Genomic DNA, 17,986 nt, shown 5'->3' with positions numbered 1-17,986 from the left:
AAATAAAGTTAAAAATCCTATTTTTTTTAAAAAAGTTAAAAAGTTTTAGTTATTACCACTCAATGCGAACAAGAGTGGTATTTTTCTAAAAATTCTTTTTTAAAACTCAAAAACCGCTTTTCTAAAATGGCGTTTCTGGCGTTTTTAACCAGCTCTAAATAAAAATGCAAATTGTGCAAGCTGGCCAAACGAGCGTAGGTGAGTTCTTTAGCCCTAAAGAGATGGTGCAAATAGGCTTTAGAGTAGCGTTTGCAAGCATAACAAGCACAATTTTCTTCAATGGGGGTATCATCCAATTTATAGGGCGCGTTTTTGATAGAAATTTTGCCAGAATGCGTGAAAAGAGTGGCGTTTCTGGCGTTTCTGGTGGGCATCACGCAATCAAACATATCCACCCCTAAACTGATAGCGTCTAGGATATTTTCAGGCGTGCCTACGCCCATTAAATAGCGAGGCTTGTCTTTGGGGAGCAAGGGGGCGGTGTGTGCGATCGTTTCTAGCATCTCATCTACACTTTCCCCCACCGCTAAACCGCCTATAGCGTAGCCATCAAAACCTTTATGCGTTAATCCCACGCTAAGACTGCGCATTTTCAAATGCGTGCCGCCCTGGATAATGGCAAAAAGGTTGTTGTTGGGGCGGTTATTTTCTTTGTGGTATTCTAGGCTGAGATTCGCCCATTTGGCGCTTCTTTTAATGGATTCTTCAAGGCGTTTTAAGGGAGCGGGCAAGCCCACTAAATCGTCTAAAACCATCATAATATCGCTATTCAAAGAATATTGGATGTCCAAAACTTTAGCGGGCGTGAATAAATGCTTGCTCCCATCAATATGGGATTTAAAAACAATCCCGTCTTCTTGCAATTTGACGTTATCGCTCAAACTGAAGGCTTGAAACCCTCCGCTATCGGTTAAAAAACTCCCCTGAAATTGAGCGAAACGATGCAAGCCCCCTAATTGTTCAACCACTTTCTCGCCCGGTCTTAAATACATGTGATAGGTGTTGGCTAAAATGAGTTTAGCGCCTAAAATTTCTTGCATATCCATAGCGTCTAAAGATTTGATACAGCCTTGCGTGCCTACTGGCATAAAAACAGGCGTTGCCACTTGAGAATGGGCTAAATTTAAAAGACCAGCTCGCGCGTGTTTGTCAATAGCTTGGAGTTGAAAATCCATCGTTTAAGCCTTAATCTTGGATATAATGGCGTAATCATTTTTTAGGAAGTTTGGAATTGAAGAAAATCGCCCTTATTTTAGATGGCATTGTAGCAAAAAATTTTTTAGACTTGGTGCTAAGGCATTATTCTAATCATAATTTTTATATAGTGGTTGTCAAAGATGAGAGCCTTATCCCTAAAAATTACCCGAGCACTTTCGCTTTTTATTGTTTTGATGCGACTTCTAGTTTCAGGCTTTTGCAAGTGTTAAACGATGAGGTGAGCGATGCGTTTTTAATCATACAAGATTTTAAAGAACAGCGCATCATTCATAAAATCATTCAAACCCATTTCAAACGCATGCGCGTGGTTTTGAGCGTGAAAAGAGATGGTGAAAAGACTTTAGAAAATAATGAAGAAAATAAAGATGAAAAGCTTATTTTGATTGATGAATTTGAAGTTTTAGCCAATAAATTCATTTCTCGTTTGCCCAATATCCCTAGCACCCCTAGAGAGTTTGGGTTAGGCAAGGGCGAGATCATGGAGATTGATGTGCCTTTTGGGAGTATTTTTGCTTACAGGCATATTGGCTCTATCAGGCAAAAAGAATACAGGATTGTAGGGCTTTATCGCAACGATGTTTTGTTGCTCTCCACTAAATCTTTAGTCATCCAGCCACGAGACATTCTTTTAGTGGCGGGCAATCCGGAAATTTTAAACGCGGTGTATCATCAAGTCAAAAGCAATGTGGGGCAGTTCCCAGCCCCCTTTGGTAAGAGCATTTATTTATACATTGATATGCGTTTGCAGAACAGAAAAGCGATGATGCGCGATGTGTATCAAGCCTTGTTTTTACACAAACGTTTAAAGAGCTACAAGCTCTACATTCAGGTTTTACACCCCACTAGCCCTAAGTTTTACCACAAATTTTTAGCGCTAGAAACCGAAAGCATTGAAGTGAATTTTGATTTTTATGGGAAAAGTTTTATCCAAAAACTTCATGAAGACCACCAAAAAAAAATGGGCCTAATCGTGGTAGGCAGAGAGCTTTTTTTATCTAAAAAACACCGAAAAGCCTTGTATAAAACAGCCACCCCGGTTTATAAAACCAACACTTCCGGCTTGTTTAAAACCTCTCAAAGCGTGGTGGTATTGAATGAAAGCTTGGATATTAATGAGGACATGTCTTCAGTGATTTTTGATGTGTCTATGCAAATGGATTTGGGCTTGTTGCTCTATGATTTTGACCCTAACAAGCGCTATAAAAACGAGATTGTCAATCATTATGAAAATTTAGCCAACACGCTCAACCGCAAGATTGAGATTTTCCAAACCGATATTAGAAATCCTATCATGTATCTCAATTCTTTAAGAAATCCCATTTTGCATTTCATGCCTTTTGAAGAGTGCATCACGCACACGCGCTTTTGGTGGTTTTTATCCACTAAAGTGGAAAAATTAGCGTTTTTAAACGATGATAACCCTCAAATTTTTATCCCTGTAGCGGAGTGAAAGAATGCAAGAAATTGTAATCCCTTTAAAAGAAAAAAGCTATAAGGTATTTTTGGGGGAACTGCCCAAAATAAAATTGAAGCAAAAAGCCCTCATCATTAGCGATAGCATCGTATCTGGGTTGCATTTATCGTATTTATTAGAGCGCTTGAAAGCCTTAGAAGTCAGAGTGTGCGTGATAGAGTCCGGAGAAAAATACAAAAACTTGAATTCACTAGAGCGCATTTTAAACAACGCCTTTGAAATGCAATTAAACCGCCATTCTTTAATGATAGCCCTTGGTGGGGGAGTCATAAGCGATATGGTGGGGTTTGCGAGCAGTATTTATTTTAGGGGGATTGATTTTATTAATATCCCTACGACTTTGCTCGCTCAAGTGGATGCGAGCGTGGGGGGGAAAACAGGGATCAATACGCCTTATGGCAAAAACTTAATCGGATCGTTCCACCAGCCTAGAGCGGTTTATATTGATTTAGCTTTTTTAAAAACCCTTGAAAAAAGGGAATTTCAAGCAGGGGTGGCTGAAATCATTAAAATGGCGGTGTGTTTTGATAAAAGCTTGGTAGAAAGATTGGAAACAAAGGATTTAAAAGATTGTTTAGAAGAAGTAATCTTTCAAAGCGTTTATATCAAAGCTCAAGTCGTTGTTCAAGATGAAAAAGAGCAAAATATCAGAGCCGGGTTGAATTACGGGCATACCTTTGGGCATGCGATAGAAAAAGAGACTGATTATGAGCGGTTTTTGCATGGCGAAGCGATCGCTATTGGCATGCGCATGGCGAATGATTTAGCCCTTTCTTTAGGCATGCTCACTCTAAAAGAATACGAACGCATAGAAAATTTATTGAAAAAATTTGATTTGATATTCAACTACCAAATCACCGATATTCAAAAATTTTACGAACGCTTGTTTTTAGACAAAAAAAGCGAAAATAAGACAATCAAATTCATTCTGCCTAAAGGCATTGGAGCGTTTGAAGCGGTCTCTCATATCCCTAAAGAAACGATTTTAAAGGTGTTAGAAAAATGGCATTAAGGGTATTATTATTCTTTTGTTTTTTGTTTTTACAAGCAGAAGATAAAAGCCAAGAGCTATTGTCCATACAAAAACAAATGGCTTTGGTGGATAAAAAACTCGCCAAAGACGATAACGTGTGGTTGAAAAAATTTGAAAACTATAAGATCTACAACCAAATTTATACCGAAAAAGAGAGCGTGAGGCAGGAATTAAGGCGTTTAAAAAATAAAAAAAGCAAGGATTTATTAAAGATTAGCACCTTAGAGCATACCTTAAAGGCTTTAGAATCCCAGCAAAAAATGTTTGAAAGCTATGGGGTCAATCCTTTTAAGGACTTGATAGAGCGCCCCAATATCCCCAATATCCCTAATATCACTAACCCTATTGCGATCATTGATGGCATTTCTTTCATTAAAAGCATGCATTTAAAGCATGAAAGTCTTAAAAAAAACCAAACTGCTTTAGAAGAAGTTTTAAGGCTTTTAGATCAAAAACACCAGCTTTTAAATGAGTGGCACGCTTTGGATAAAAGCGCGAAATTAAGCGATGAGATTTATCAAACTCAAGCCAAACGCTTAGAATTGCAAGGGGCTCAAAACATTTTAAAAACCACGATTGGGATTTTCCAAAAAGACAGCGATGAAGCTATAAGCATTGTCAAATCTCAAGTTAAAAACCAGCTTTTTAAATTGGTTTATGTGTTTTTAGCAGCCCTTTTGAGCGTGGTGTTTGCGTGGATTTTAAAAATCATTTCCAGCAAATACATTGAAAATAATGAGCGCGTCTATACCGTGAATAAAGCCATTAACTTCGTGAATGTGAGCGTGATCATTTTGATCTTTCTTTTTTCTTATTTAGAAAACGTTACTTACTTGGTCACGGTTTTAGGCTTTGCGAGCGCGGGTTTAGCGATTGCGATGAAAGATTTGTTCATGAGCTTGCTTGGGTGGTTTATTATTTTGATTGGGGGAGCGTGCATGTGGGCGATAGGGTGCGTATCGCTAAGGGGACGGATATTTTTATTGGCGATGTGTTGGATATTTCTATGTTGCACATTACGATTTTAGAAGATGTAACCTTTACCACTTACACGAATAACAGGAGAGCGGGCCGGATTATCTTTGTGCCTAATAATTATATTTTCACCACCATGTTCGCTAATTACAGCCATTTTGGGATGAAAACGGTTTGGGATGGCGTGGATTTTTGCGTTACATTTGATTCTGATTTTAAAAAAGCTTCTAAAATTGCACTCAATATCGCTACGGAATTGTCTAAAGAATACACGGATATTACCTATAAACAGCTCAATAAAATGCGCGACCGGTATTCTTTAAGGAGTTTGAGTGTGAAGCCTCGATGCTTTTTGATGCCTGAAAGTAACGGGATAAAAATCTCGGTGTGGTATCAAACCAATTCGTATGCGACCATGTCTTTAAGGAGCAAGATTGTGGCTGAAATCGTTGAAGCTTTTTTGAAAGAAGAAAATATCCATATCGCTTATACGACCAGCAAGCTGCTTAAAGTGGATGCTGATTTTTTAGGCGATGGTTTTGGGAATAAAAGGGAACAAAAATGAAAAAAGTCTATTTCAAAACTTTTGGGTGCAGGACGAATCTTTTTGACACGCAAGTGATGGGCGAGAATTTAAAGGATTTTAGCGCGACTTTAGAAGAACAAGAAGCCGATATTATTGTGATCAATTCTTGCACCGTAACCAATGGGGCCGATAGCACGGTAAGGAGTTACGCTAAAAAAATGGTGCGATTAAATAAAGAAGTGCTATTTACTGGCTGTGGGGTGAAAACCCAAGGCAAAGAGCTTTTTGAAAAAGGGTTTTTAAAGGGCGTTTTTGGGCATGACAATAAAGAAAAGATTAACGCGCTTTTACAAGAAAAAAAGCGTTTTTTTATAGATGATAATTTAGAAAACAAGCACTTAGACACCACGATGGTGAGCGAGTTTGTGGGTAAGACTAGGGCGTTTATCAAGATCCAAGAAGGCTGTGATTTTGATTGCAATTATTGCATTATCCCAAGCGTGAGAGGGAGGGCTAGGAGTTTTGAAGAGAGGAAAATTTTAGAGCAAGTGGGCCTTTTATGCTCTAAAGGCGTTCAAGAAGTGGTTTTAACCGGCACTAACGTGGGGAGCTATGGGAAAGATAGAGGAAGCAATATCGCGCGATTGATTAAAAAAATAAGCCAGATTACCGGATTAAAACGCATAAGGATTGGGAGCTTAGAACCTAATCAAATCAACGATGAATTTTTAGAGCTTTTAGAAGAGGATTTTTTAGAAAAACATTTGCATATCGCTTTACAGCACAGCCATGATCTCATGTTAGAGAGGATGAATCGAAGAAACCGCACCAAAAGCGATAGGGAATTATTAGAGATAATCGCTTCTAAGAATTTTGCTATCGGCACGGATTTTATTGTAGGGCATCCGGGCGAGAGCGAAAGCGTTTTTGAAAAAGCGTTTAAAAATTTAGAAAGCTTGCCTTTAACGCACATCCACCCTTTTATTTACAGCAAACGAAAAGACACCCCCTCTAGCTTGATGACTGATAGTGTGAGTTTGGAAGATTCTAAAAAGCGTTTGAATGCGATTAAAGATTTGATTTTGCATAAAAATAAGGCGTTCAGGCAATTGCAATTCAAACTCAACACGCCCCTAAAAGCCTTAGTAGAAGCGCAAAAAGACGGCGAATTTAAAGCCCTAGATCAATTTTTCAACCCCATTAAAATCAAAAGCGATAAGCCTTTAAGGGCTAGTTTTTTAGAAATCAAAGAGTATGAAATTAAGGAGAGGGAAAACCATGCCGTTTTCTAAATTTTTAGAAAACCTCACCGCTCCCTTTAAACGCATCAAAAACCGCTCGCTTGTTTTGGCGTTAGGGTTTTTGATCCTTACTTTTTGCTTGCTTCTTTTTTTAATTTTGAGCGATGTCTCTAGGCTCATATCGGGTAAGGACTTTTTTTATGTGATCCAATCTCACCCTAAGCAAACTCTAATTGAAGATGAAAATTATTTTTATGCTAACAAGGGTCTTTATAAAACCAACAAAGAAGCTTTTTTAAGGGTTTATAAAATCCCAGAAAGCATGCCCATAGAAAGACGAGAAAATTTAAGCAAGGGTTCTAAAATGAATTTAGCGTTGCTTTTTTTCATTTCTAGCATGCTTTTTGGGATCTTTTGGCGCTTGCCTAAACGATTGGATACTAAAATGAGTTTAGAAAGCGCGTCTAAAAACGAATTAGAAAATACATTCCAGCGATACGATGCGTTGGGGGTGCGTTTTGAAGATATTGCAGGGGTGGATGAAGTTAAAGAAGAATTATTAGAAGTGATAGATTATTTAAAAAACCCTAAAAAATACCAGGATTTAGGGATTTTTCTCCCTAAAGGCGTGCTTTTAATCGGGCCTCCTGGAGTGGGGAAAACCATGATCGCTAAAGCCTTAGCGAGTGAAGCCAGAGTGCCGTTTTTTTATGAAAGCGGGAGCGCGTTTTCTCAAATTTATGTGGGGGCTGGGGCTAAAAAAGTGCATGAACTTTTCATGCATGCTAAAAGGCATGCCCCCTCTATTATTTTTATTGATGAAATTGACGCTTTGGGTAAGGCTAGGGGAGGGCATAGGAGCGATGAGAGAGAGGCCACGCTCAACCAGCTTTTAACCGAAATGGATGGGTTTTTACAAAACGATGAGGTGGTGGTGATAGGAGCGACTAACCAAATGGAAGTGATGGATGAAGCGCTATTAAGGAGCAAACGATTTGATCGGCGTATTTTCATTTCTTTACCGGATTTACTAGAAAGACAGAGCATTTTAGAAAAGCTTTTAGAAAATAAAAAGCACACGCTCAATTACCTTAAGATCGCTAAAATTTGCGTGGGTTTTAGCGGGGCGATGTTAGCGACTTTAATCAATGAAAGCGCTCTAAACGCCCTAAAACACCAACGAAATGAAATCACTGAGAGCGACATTTTAGAAGTGAAAGACAAGATCGCTTACGGCAAGAAAAAGCCCCAAACCTTAGACGAAAACCAAAAGGAATTAGTCGCTTTGTATCAAAGCGCGAAAGCCTTGAGCGCGTATTGGCTAGAAATTGAATTTGATAAAGCGCCAATATTAGGGGAATTTATCGCTTTTAATGAAAATAAAATCCATAGCGAGAGCGAGATTAAAAATTACATTAAAGTGTATTTGAGCGGGACGATTATTTTAGAGCTGCTCTATAAGGAGCGTTATAGTCTGTCTAAACAAGACTTGCAAAAAGCGAAATTTTTGAATGAATTTATGGCTAGTGAGCTTCTTTTAGCCCCTACAAAAGAGTCTTTAAGCGTTCTTTATGAAGAGCAACTGGAGTTTTTAAAGCCGCAAATTGCAGCTTGCAAGCGCTTGAGCGCTCTGTTATTGGAGCAAGAATATTTAGAACATTCTAATTTGTATGATTTATTGAACGGGTGAAAATGCGTTTTTTTAGTGGTTTTGGGTTCATCAATGAAAGCGTTTTGTTTGAAGAGTGGCTTTTAAAAGGGGCTTATGATGTGTCAGGCTTTTCTATGGGAGCGATCAAGGCGATAGAATACGCTTATAATGAAATCTTACAACAGCGCCGCATCAATTCTTTGTTATTGTTTTCGCCTTGCATGTTAGCGCATAAGAGTTTGGCGTTCAAACGCTTGCAACTTTCTTCGTTTCAAAAAGACCCGCAAAGCTACATGGATAACTTTTATGAAGAAGTGGGCTTGAGCGCTAAAATGGAGCGTTTTAAAAAAGAGGGTTCTTTAGAAGAATTAGAATTTTTATTGAATTACAAGTATAGTGATTCTATAATTAGAGTTTTATTAGAAAAAGGCGTGAAGATTGAAGCGTTTATTGGGTTAAAAGACAGGATCACTGACATTCAAGCCCTGTTAGAATTTTTTATGCCTTTAGTTCAAGTGTGGCAGTTTAAGGATTGTAACCATTTGTTGCAAAAATCTTAAAAAAGGTGGAAGATGAAAAAATTTGGTTTAGGGGTGTATTTGCTTCTTTTAGGTATTTTGGGCGGCTCTTTGATCATTCTAGGAGTGATAGTTGCACCCATTGTTTTCAAAGCTTCAAGCATTTTACCTGAATTGAATCTAACTCCCTTTGAGAGCGGGAAACTCATGGCGCAAATCTTTGTGCGTTTCAATTATGTTTTAGGCGCGATCGGTTTTGTAGTGTTACTTTATGAAATCATTTCGTTTATTTATTATAAAAGATCGTTAGTGTATTTGATCCTTGGCGTGGCGATAGGGGCGTTGTGTTTCCTCTTTGTTTTTTATTACACGCCTTATATTTTAAACGCTCAAAAAGTGGGCGAAGTCGCGCTACAAAGCGCTGAATTTGCCCGCTCGCACGCTCAAAGCGAATGGCTGTTTAAGGAATTGTTTGTGCTAGTGTGCGCTTTATTTTTTTGGCGTTTGTTTGGAAAAAATGCGTTTTGATTTAAAGGGGATGTTTTGTTACTATTTTTGTCACTATCTAGGAAATGAGAAGGTAGCATTTAATGAAAAAGTTTAAAAAGAAACCAAAAAGTATAAAACGATCGCAAAAAATCATCTTAAAGCGTCCTTTATGGCTTGCGCCTTTACTAATCAGTGGGTTTGCTAGTGGGGTGTATGCGGATGGAACGGATATTTTGGGGCTTAGTTGGGGGGAAAAAAGCCAAAAGGTATGCGTGCATCATCCATGGTACGCTTTATGGAGATGCGATAAATGGGAGGAAAAAACACAACAATACACAGGAAACCAACTCATCACAAAAACTTGGGCAGGGGGTAATGCGGCTAATTACTACCACACTCAAAACAACCAAAATATCACAGCCAATTTAAAAAATGATAACGGCACTTATTTTTTAAGCGGTCTGTATAACTACACCGGAGGGGAATATAATGGGGGGAATTTAGACATTGAATTAGGCAGTAACGCTACTTTTAATCTAGGTGCGAGTAGTGGGAATAGCTTCACTTCTTGGTATCCTAATGGGCATACTAATGTTACTTTTAGCACTGGGACTATCAATGTGAATAACAGCGTAGAAGTGGGCAATCGTGTGGGATCGGGAGCGGGCACGCACACCGGCACAGCCACTTTAAACTTGAACGCTAATAAAGTTACTATCAATTCCAATATCAGCGCGTATAAAACTTCGCAAGTGAATATAGGCAATGCTAACAGTGCTATTACCATTAATTCGGTTTCTTTAAGTGGGGATACTTGCAGTTCTTTAGCTAAAGTTGGCAGTGGGGCTAATTGCTCCACTTCAGGGCCTAGCTATTCTTTTAAAGGCACGACTAACGCTACTAATACGACCTTTAGCAATGCAAACGGCAGTTTCACTTTTGAAGAGAACGCCACTTTTAGCGGGGCGAAATGGAATGGGGGGGCATTCACTTTCAATAAAGAGTTTAAAGCCACCAATAACACCGCCTTTAATAGCGGTAGTTTTAATTTTAAAGGCGCAAGTTCCTTTAATGGCGCGTCGTTTAGTAACGCCACATACACTTTTGAGAATCAAGCCACTTTCCAAAACAGCTCCTTTAATGGGGGGACTTTTACTTTTAATAACCAAACCAATCAAAGCGCTCAGTACCCCCAAATTCAAAACAGCTCTTTTAGTGGTAACGCTATTACTCTTAAGGGTTCTGTAATTTTCCAGCAAGCCTTTAACAATTCAAACCACCAATTGACGATACAAAACGCTTCGTTTGATAACGCCACTTTCAACAATACCGGTAAAATCACTATAGAAAAAGAGGCGAGTTTTAACAACACGACATTCAACACTTCTGTTGATACAAACAACATGAGTGTTACCGGTGGCGTTACTTTAAGCGGTAAGAATGATTTGAAAAATGGCTCAACCCTTGATTTTGGGAGTTCTAAAATCACTCTCGCTCAAGGGACGACTTTCAACCTCACAAGTTTAGGGGATAAAAAGAGTGTAACGATTTTAAATTCTAGCGGTGGGATCACTTATAATCATCTTTTAAACCATGCGATCAACAGCCTAACAAGCGCCCTAAAAACGAGTGAAAGCTCTTCAAAGCCGCAAAGTTTCGCTCAAGGTTTGTGGGAGATGATCACTTACAATGGGGTTACCGGACAGCTTTTGAATGAAAGCGCTGCAACATCTAAAAACACTGACTCTTCGCCCTCTGCACCCACTAAAGACTCCCCACAAGTCTATCAAGTGGGCTACAAAATAGGGGATACTATCTACAAACTGCAAGAAACTTTTGGCCCTAATTCCATTATCATCCAGGCTTTAGAGAGCGGGACTTACACGCCACCCCCTGTCATTAACGGCTCCAAATTTGACTTATCCGCTTCAAATTATATCAATTCTGACATGCCTTGGTATAACCATAAATATTATATTCCTAAATCCCAAAATTTTACAGAGAGCGGGACTTATTACTTGCCGAGCGTTCAAATATGGGGGAGCTATACCAACTCGTTTAAACAAACCTTTAGTGCAAGTAATAGTAATCTGGTGATTGGGTATAATTCCACATGGACTGATCATAATGTTTCTTCTAGCGGCACGGTGTCTTTTGGGGATACTTCAGGGAGCGCTCTTAATGGGCATTGCGGGCCTTGGCCGTATTATCAATGCACAGGCACGACTGATGGCACTTATAGCGCTTATCATGTGTATATCACAGCGAATCTGCGTTCTGGCAATCGTATAGGCACGGGTGGGGCAGCTAATCTAATCTTTAATGGGGTAGATAGCGTCAATATCGCTAACGCTACCATCACGCAACATAACGCTGGGATTTATTCAAGCTCTATGACTTTTTCCACGCAAAGCATGGATAATTCGCAGAATTGGAATACTCTAAATCCTAACGGCACGCTTTCAGTGTATGGCACCACTTTCACCAACCAAGCCAAAGATGGGAAATTCATTTTCAATGCAGGGAAAGCGGTTTTTGAAAACACCAACTTTAATGGAGGGAGTTATCAATTCAGCGGCGATAGCTTGAATTTTTCAAACAACAACCAGTTTAATAGCGGTTCGTTTGAGATTAGTGCAAAAAACGCTTCGTTTAACAACGCTAACTTTAACAATAGCGCTTCTTTTAATTTCAATAATTCTAACGCAACCACTTCGTTTGTGGGGGATTTCACTAACGCTAATTCAAATTTGCAAATCGCCGGGAACGCTGTTTTTGGAAATTCTAATAATGGCTCTCAAAATAACGCTAATTTCAATAATACCGGCTCTGTGAATATTTCAGGGAATGCAACTTTTGATAATGTGGTTTTTAATAGCCCTACGAACATGAGCGTGAAAGGGCAGGTTACTTTAAATAGCATCACTTTAAAAAATCTAAACGCTCCTTTGTCTTTTGGCGATGGGACAATTACTTTTAACGCTCATTCGGTGATTAATATTGCTGAAGCCATCACTAATGGCAACCCTATCACCCTTGTAAGCTCTTCTAAAGAAATTGAATACAACAACGCTTTTAGTAAAAATCTATGGCAGCTCATCAACTACCAAGGGCATGGGGCAAGCAGTGAAAAGCTCGTTTCTAGCGCGGGTAATGGCGTTTATGATGTGGTGTATTCTTTCAATAACCAAACCTACAATTTCCAAGAGGTTTTTTCACCCAACAGCATTTCTATCCGGCGTTTGGGCGTTAGCATGGTGTTTGATTATGTGGATATGGAAAAATCGGATCACTTGTATTATCAAAACGCTCTCGGTTTTATGACCTACATGCCTAATAGCTATAACAATAATTTAGGGAATGCAAACAACACCATTTACTATTACGACAAGAGCATTGATTTTTATGCGAGCGGGAAAACTTTATTCACTAAAGCGGAATTTTCTCAAAAATTCACCGGGCAAAACAGCGCGATCGTTTTTGGGGCTAAAAGCATATGGACGAACACAAGCGATGCGCCGCAATCTAATACCATCATTCGCTTTGGGGACAATAAGGGAGCAGGGAGTAATGATGCGAGCGGGCATTGCTGGAATTTGCAATGCATAGGCTTTATCACAGGGCATTATGAAGCGCAAAAGATTTACATTACCGGCAGTATTGAAAGCGGGAATCGCATTTCTAGCGGTGGGGGCGCGAGCCTTAATTTTAACGGGCTTCAAGGCATTCTTTTAACGAACGCGACTTTGTATAACCGCGCCGCTGGCACGCAAAGCTCTTCTATGAATTTTATCTCTAACAGCGCGAACATTCAGGCTCAAAACTCCTATTTTATAGACGATACTGCACAAAATGGCGGCAACCCTAATTTTAGTTTCAACGCTTTGAATCTGGATTTTTCTAACAGCTCTTTTAGAGGCTATGTGGGGCAAACGCAGTCTGTTTTTAAATTCAATGCCGTTAATGCGATCAGTTTCACCAACAGCACGAATTTAAGCTCTGGTTTGTATCAAATTTCAGCTAATAGCGTGTCGTTTGACAATTCCAATTTAAGCGTTTCAGTGGGGACAAGCAGTATTAAAGCCAATGCGATCAATCTTTCTCAGAACGCCTCTATCAATGCGAGCAACCATTCAACCTTAGAGCTTCAAAGCGATTTGAATGTGAACGACACCAGCTCGCTCAATCTCAACCAAAGCACGATTAATGTTTCCAATAACGCCACGATCAACGATTATGCGAGCTTGATTGCGAGTAATAACGCTCATATCAATTTTAATGGGACAACCAATTTCAATTCAGCGAATATTACTACGAGTTTGAGTAATTCCTCTATCGTGTTTAAGGGAGCGAGCTCTTTAGGAGGGCAATTTAATTTAAGCAATAATTCTTCTTTAGATTTTCAAGGCTCTAGCGCTATCACCTCTAACACGGCGTTTAATTTCTATGATAACGCTTTTTCTCAAAGCCCCATCACTTTCCATCAAGCCCTTGATATTAAAGCGCCCTTGAGTTTGGGAGGCAACCTCTTAAACCCTAACAGCAGTAGCGTGTTGAATTTGAAAAACAGCGAGCTTATTTTTGGCGATCAAGGGAGTTTGAATATCGCTAACATTGATTTACTAAGCGATTTAAACGATAATAAAAATCGTGTGTATAACATCATTCAAGCGAACATGAATAATAATTGGTATGAGCGTATCAGCTTCTTTGGCATGCGCATCAATGACGGGATCTATGATGCTACTAATCAAACTTATAGTTTCACTAACCCCCTTAATAACGCCCTAAAAATCACCGAGAGCTTTAAAGACAACCAACTAAGCGTTACGCTCTCTCAAATCCCGGGCATTAAAAACACGCTCTATAACATTGGCTCTGAAATCTTTAACTACCAAAAAGTTTATAACAACGCTAATGGCGTGTATTCTTATAGCGATGATGCACAAGGCGTGTTTTATCTCACTAGCAATGTGAAAGGCTATTACAACCCCAACCAATCCTATCAAGCCAGTGGCAGTAACAACACCACGAAAAACAATAATTTAAGCTCTGAGTCTTCTGTCATCTCGCAAACCTATAACGCGCAAGGCAACCCTATTAGCGCGTTGCACATCTATAACAAGGGCTATAATTTTAATAATATCAAAGCGTTAGGGCAAATGGCCCTCAAACTCTACCCTGAAATCAAAAAGATATTAGGGAATGATTTTTCGCTTTCAAGTTTGAGCGATTTAAAAGGCGATGCGCTAAACCAGCTTACCAAACTCATCACGCCTGACGATTGGAAAAACATTAACGAGTTGATTGATAACGCAAACAATTCGGTCGTGCAAAATTTCAATAACGGCACTTTGATTGTAGGAGCGACTAAAATAGGGCAAACAGACACCAATAGCGCGGTGGTTTTTGGGGGCTTGGGCTATCAAACACCTTGCGATTATACTGATATTGTGTGCCAAAAATTTAGAGGCACTTATTTAGGGCAGCTTTTGGAGTCCAGCTCGGCTGATTTGGGCTATATTGACACGACTTTTAACGCTAAAGAAATTTATCTTACCGGCACTTTAGGGAGTGGGAACGCATGGGGGACTGGGGGGAGCGCTAGCGTAACTTTTAACAGCCAAACTTCGCTCATTCTCAACCAGGCTAATATCGTAAGCTCGCAAACCGATGGGATTTTTAGCATGCTAGGCCAAGAGGGCATCAATAAGGTTTTCAATCAAGCCGGGCTCGCTAATATTTTGGGCGAAGTGGCGGTGCAATCCATTAATAAAGCCGGGGGATTAGGGAATTTGATAGTAAATACGCTAGGGAGTAATAGCGTGATTGGGGGGTATTTAACGCCTGAACAAAAAAATCAAACCCTAAGCCAGCTTTTAGGGCAGAATAATTTTGATAATCTCATGAATGATAGCGGTTTGAACACAGCGATTAAGGATTTGATCAGACAAAAATTAGGCTTTTGGACCGGGCTAGTGGGGGATTAGCCGGACTAGGGGGCATTGATTTGCAAAACCCTGAAAAGCTTATAGGCAGCATGTCCATCAATGATTTATTGAGTAAAAAAGGGTTGTTCAATCAGATTACCGGCTTTATTTCCGCTAACGATATAGGGCAAGTCATAAGCGTGATGTTGCAAGATATTGTCAAACCGAGCGACGCTTTAAAAAACGATGTAGTGGCTTTAGGCAAGCAAATGATTGGCGAATTTTTAGGCCAAGACACGCTCAATTCTTTAGAAAGCTTGCTGCAAAACCAGCAGATTAAAAGCGTTTTAGACAAAATCCTAGCGGCTAAAGGCTTAGGGCCTATTTATGAACAAGGTTTGGGGGATTTGATCCCTAATCTTGGTAAAAAGGGGCTTTTCGCTCCTTATGGCTTGAGTCAAGTGTGGCAAAAAGGGGATTTTAGTTTCAATGCGCAAGGCAATGTTTTTGTGCAAAATTCCACTTTCTCTAACGCTAATGGAGGCACGCTTAGTTTTAACGCAGGGAATTCGCTCATTTTTGCCGGAAACAATCATATTGCATTCACTAACCACGCTGGAGCGCTCAATTTATTGTCCAATCAAGTTTCTAACATTAACATCACCACGCTTAATGTTAGCAACGGCCTTAAGATTAACGCTGCTAATAACAATGTTTCTGTGTCTCAAGGCAATCTGTTTGTCAACGCTAGTTGCGCACAACAAAGTGATCCAACTACAGCTAACATTGCAAACCCTTGCACGCTTAGCGCCCAAAGCCTAAATGACGCTTCTTCTAGTAATGCGTCAAATAACGCGCCAATCGCCTTGAACAATAACGATGAAAGCTTGATGGTTACGGCGAATGATTTCAATTTTTCAGGCAATATTTACGCTAACGGGGTGGTGGATTTTTCAAAGATTAAAGGCTCTGCAAACATTAAAAACCTGTATCTTTACAATAACGCTCAATTCCAAGCCAACAACCTTATTATTTCCAATCAAGCGGTGTTAGAAAAAAACGCCAGCTTTATGGCCAATAATTTAAACATTCAAGGGGCGTTTAACAACAACGCCACGCGCAAAATAGAGGTGCTTCAAAATCTAACGATCGCTTCAAACGCTTCTTTAAGCACCGGGATTTATGGGTTAGAAGTAGGGGGGGCTTTGAATAATTTGGGAACGATTAATTTCAATTTAGAAAATTCTCAAACGCCTGCAACGCCGCTCATTCAAGCAGAGGGGATCATCAATCTCAACACCGCGCAAACGCCTTTTATCAATGTCAATAACAGCATGGCCAATAACACGGCTTACACTTTATTAAAAAGCAGCCGTTACATTGATTACAATATTAACCCTAATAGCTTGCAATCGTATTTGAAGCTCTATACCTTAATCAATATCAACGGAAACCACATAGAGGAAAAAAACGGCGTATTGACTTATTTGGGCCAACGGGTTTTATTACAAGATAAAGGGTTATTGTTAAGCGTAGCGTTGCCTAGCTCAAACAACGCTTCTCCAAACAACATTTTAAGCCTTTCTGTTCTTCATGACCAGATTAAAATGGCTTATGGCAACAAGATCATGGACTTTACCCCCCCTACCTTACAAGATTACATTGTGGGCATTCAAGGGCAAAGCACGCTCAATCAAATTGAAGCGATAGGGGGGAATAACGCTATCAAGTGGCTTTCAACATTGATGATGGAAACGAAAGAAAATCCGCTTTTTGCACCGATTTATTTAAAAAACCACTCTTTGAATGAAATCTTAGGCGTAACAAAAGATCTTCAAAACACCGCAAGCTTGATTTCTAACCCTAATTTTAGGGATAACGCTACCAACCTTTTAGAATTGGCGAGTTACACCCAACAAACCAGCCGTTTAACCAAACTCTCTGATTTTAGGGCTAGAGAGGGAGAGTCCGATTTTTCTGAGCGCTTGTTGGAGCTTAAAAACAAGCGTTTTAGCGATCCTAACCCTGGAGAGATTTTTGTCAAACACTCTCAACTTAGCAAACACCCAAATAACCTTTGGGTTCAAGGGATTGGGGGAGCGAGCTTTATTTCTGGGGGCAATGGCACGCTTTATGGCTTGAATGTGGGCTATGATCGGTTGGTTAAAAATGTGATCCTTGGGGGTTATGTGGCTTATGGCTATAGCGACTTTAATGGGAACATCATGCATTCTTTGGGTAATAATGTGGATGTGGGGATGTATGCGAGGGCTTTTTTGAAAAGAAACGAATTCACTTTGAGCGCGAATGAAACTTATGGGGGCAATGCAAATAATATCAATTCTTCTAATCCTTTGCTCTCTGTGTTGAACCAACGCTACAACTACAACACCTGGACAACGAGCGTGAATGGGAATTACGGCTATGATTTCATGTTCAAACAAAAAAGCGTGGTGCTAAAACCTCAAGTGGGCTTGAGCTATCATTTTATAGGCTTGAGCGGGATGAAAGGCAAAATGAATGATGCCGCTTACAAACAATTTCTCATGCATTCAAACCCCTCTAACGAATCGGTTTTAACGCTCAACATGGGGCTAGAGAGCCGTAAATATTTTGGTCAAAATTCCTATTATTTTGTAACGGCGAGATTGGGTAGGGATCTTTTGATCAAATCTAAAGGCGATAATGTGGTGCGTTTTGTGGGTGAAAACACTTTATTGTATCGCAAGGGGGAAGTTTTCAACACTTTTGCGAGCGTGATCACAGGGGGCGAAATGCATTTGTGGCGTTTGATGTATGTGAATGCGGGGGTGGGGCTTAAGATGGGCTTGCAATACCAGGACATTAATATAACCGGGAATGTGGGCATGCGAGTGGCGTTTTAGCTTTTTTGCTATAATGCTTCGTTCAAATTTTATGGTTAGGTTTTTC

Annotated in this window: 7 protein-coding genes and 2 pseudogenes; 8 read left to right on the top strand and 1 reads right to left on the bottom strand. The window is 39.7% G+C overall.

The window, feature by feature from the left end:
- Positions 1-59: 59 nt before the first annotated feature.
- Positions 60-1,175, bottom strand: coding sequence for a tRNA guanosine(34) transglycosylase Tgt (tgt, locus tag D2C78_07575; GenBank protein ID QEF35711.1), 1,116 nt, complete (start codon positions 1,173-1,175; stop codon positions 60-62).
- Between the two features lie 50 nt (positions 1,176-1,225).
- Here tgt and D2C78_07570 point away from each other — a divergent pair, with 50 nt between their 5' ends.
- From D2C78_07570 to D2C78_07535, 8 genes and pseudogenes are all read left to right on the top strand, one after another.
- Positions 1,226-2,668, top strand: a complete 1,443-nt coding sequence (locus tag D2C78_07570) for a potassium transporter TrkA (protein ID QEF35710.1) — start codon at positions 1,226-1,228, stop codon at positions 2,666-2,668.
- A gap of 4 nt (positions 2,669-2,672) precedes the next feature.
- Positions 2,673-3,704, top strand: a complete 1,032-nt coding sequence (locus tag D2C78_07565; GenBank protein QEF35709.1) for a 3-dehydroquinate synthase — start codon at positions 2,673-2,675, stop codon at positions 3,702-3,704.
- A pseudogene (locus D2C78_07560) lies at positions 3,695-5,265 on the top strand (mechanosensitive ion channel family protein). Before D2C78_07565 ends, D2C78_07560 begins: the two are co-directional and overlap by 10 nt.
- Positions 5,262-6,518, top strand: coding sequence for a tRNA (N(6)-L-threonylcarbamoyladenosine(37)-C(2))-methylthiotransferase MtaB (mtaB, locus tag D2C78_07555; GenBank protein QEF35708.1), 1,257 nt, complete (start codon positions 5,262-5,264; stop codon positions 6,516-6,518). The pseudogene D2C78_07560 and the gene mtaB overlap by 4 nt, the downstream one beginning before the upstream one ends.
- Positions 6,505-8,157 (top strand): ATP-dependent metallopeptidase FtsH/Yme1/Tma family protein, encoded by a 1,653-nt coding sequence (locus D2C78_07550; protein ID QEF35707.1) that lies wholly within the window; start codon positions 6,505-6,507, stop codon positions 8,155-8,157. The genes mtaB and D2C78_07550 overlap by 14 nt, the downstream gene beginning before the upstream one ends.
- Before the next feature lie 2 nt (positions 8,158-8,159).
- Positions 8,160-8,678, top strand: coding sequence for a hypothetical protein (locus tag D2C78_07545; GenBank protein ID QEF35706.1), 519 nt, complete (start codon positions 8,160-8,162; stop codon positions 8,676-8,678).
- Positions 8,679-8,690: 12 nt separating this feature from the next.
- On the top strand, positions 8,691-9,164 hold the full coding sequence (locus D2C78_07540) for a DUF4149 domain-containing protein (GenBank protein ID QEF35705.1): 474 nt from the start codon (positions 8,691-8,693) through the stop codon (positions 9,162-9,164).
- Positions 9,165-9,226: 62 nt separating this feature from the next.
- Positions 9,227-17,940: pseudogene (locus D2C78_07535) on the top strand (toxin).
- The last annotated feature ends 46 nt before the right edge of the window (positions 17,941-17,986 follow it).

Source organism: Helicobacter pylori (assembly GCA_008032935.1).
GTDB classification, from domain to species: domain Bacteria; phylum Campylobacterota; class Campylobacteria; order Campylobacterales; family Helicobacteraceae; genus Helicobacter; species Helicobacter pylori_CX.
The sequence above is the reverse complement of the archived record's forward strand: the minus strand, read 5'-3'. Positions and strand labels throughout refer to the sequence as shown.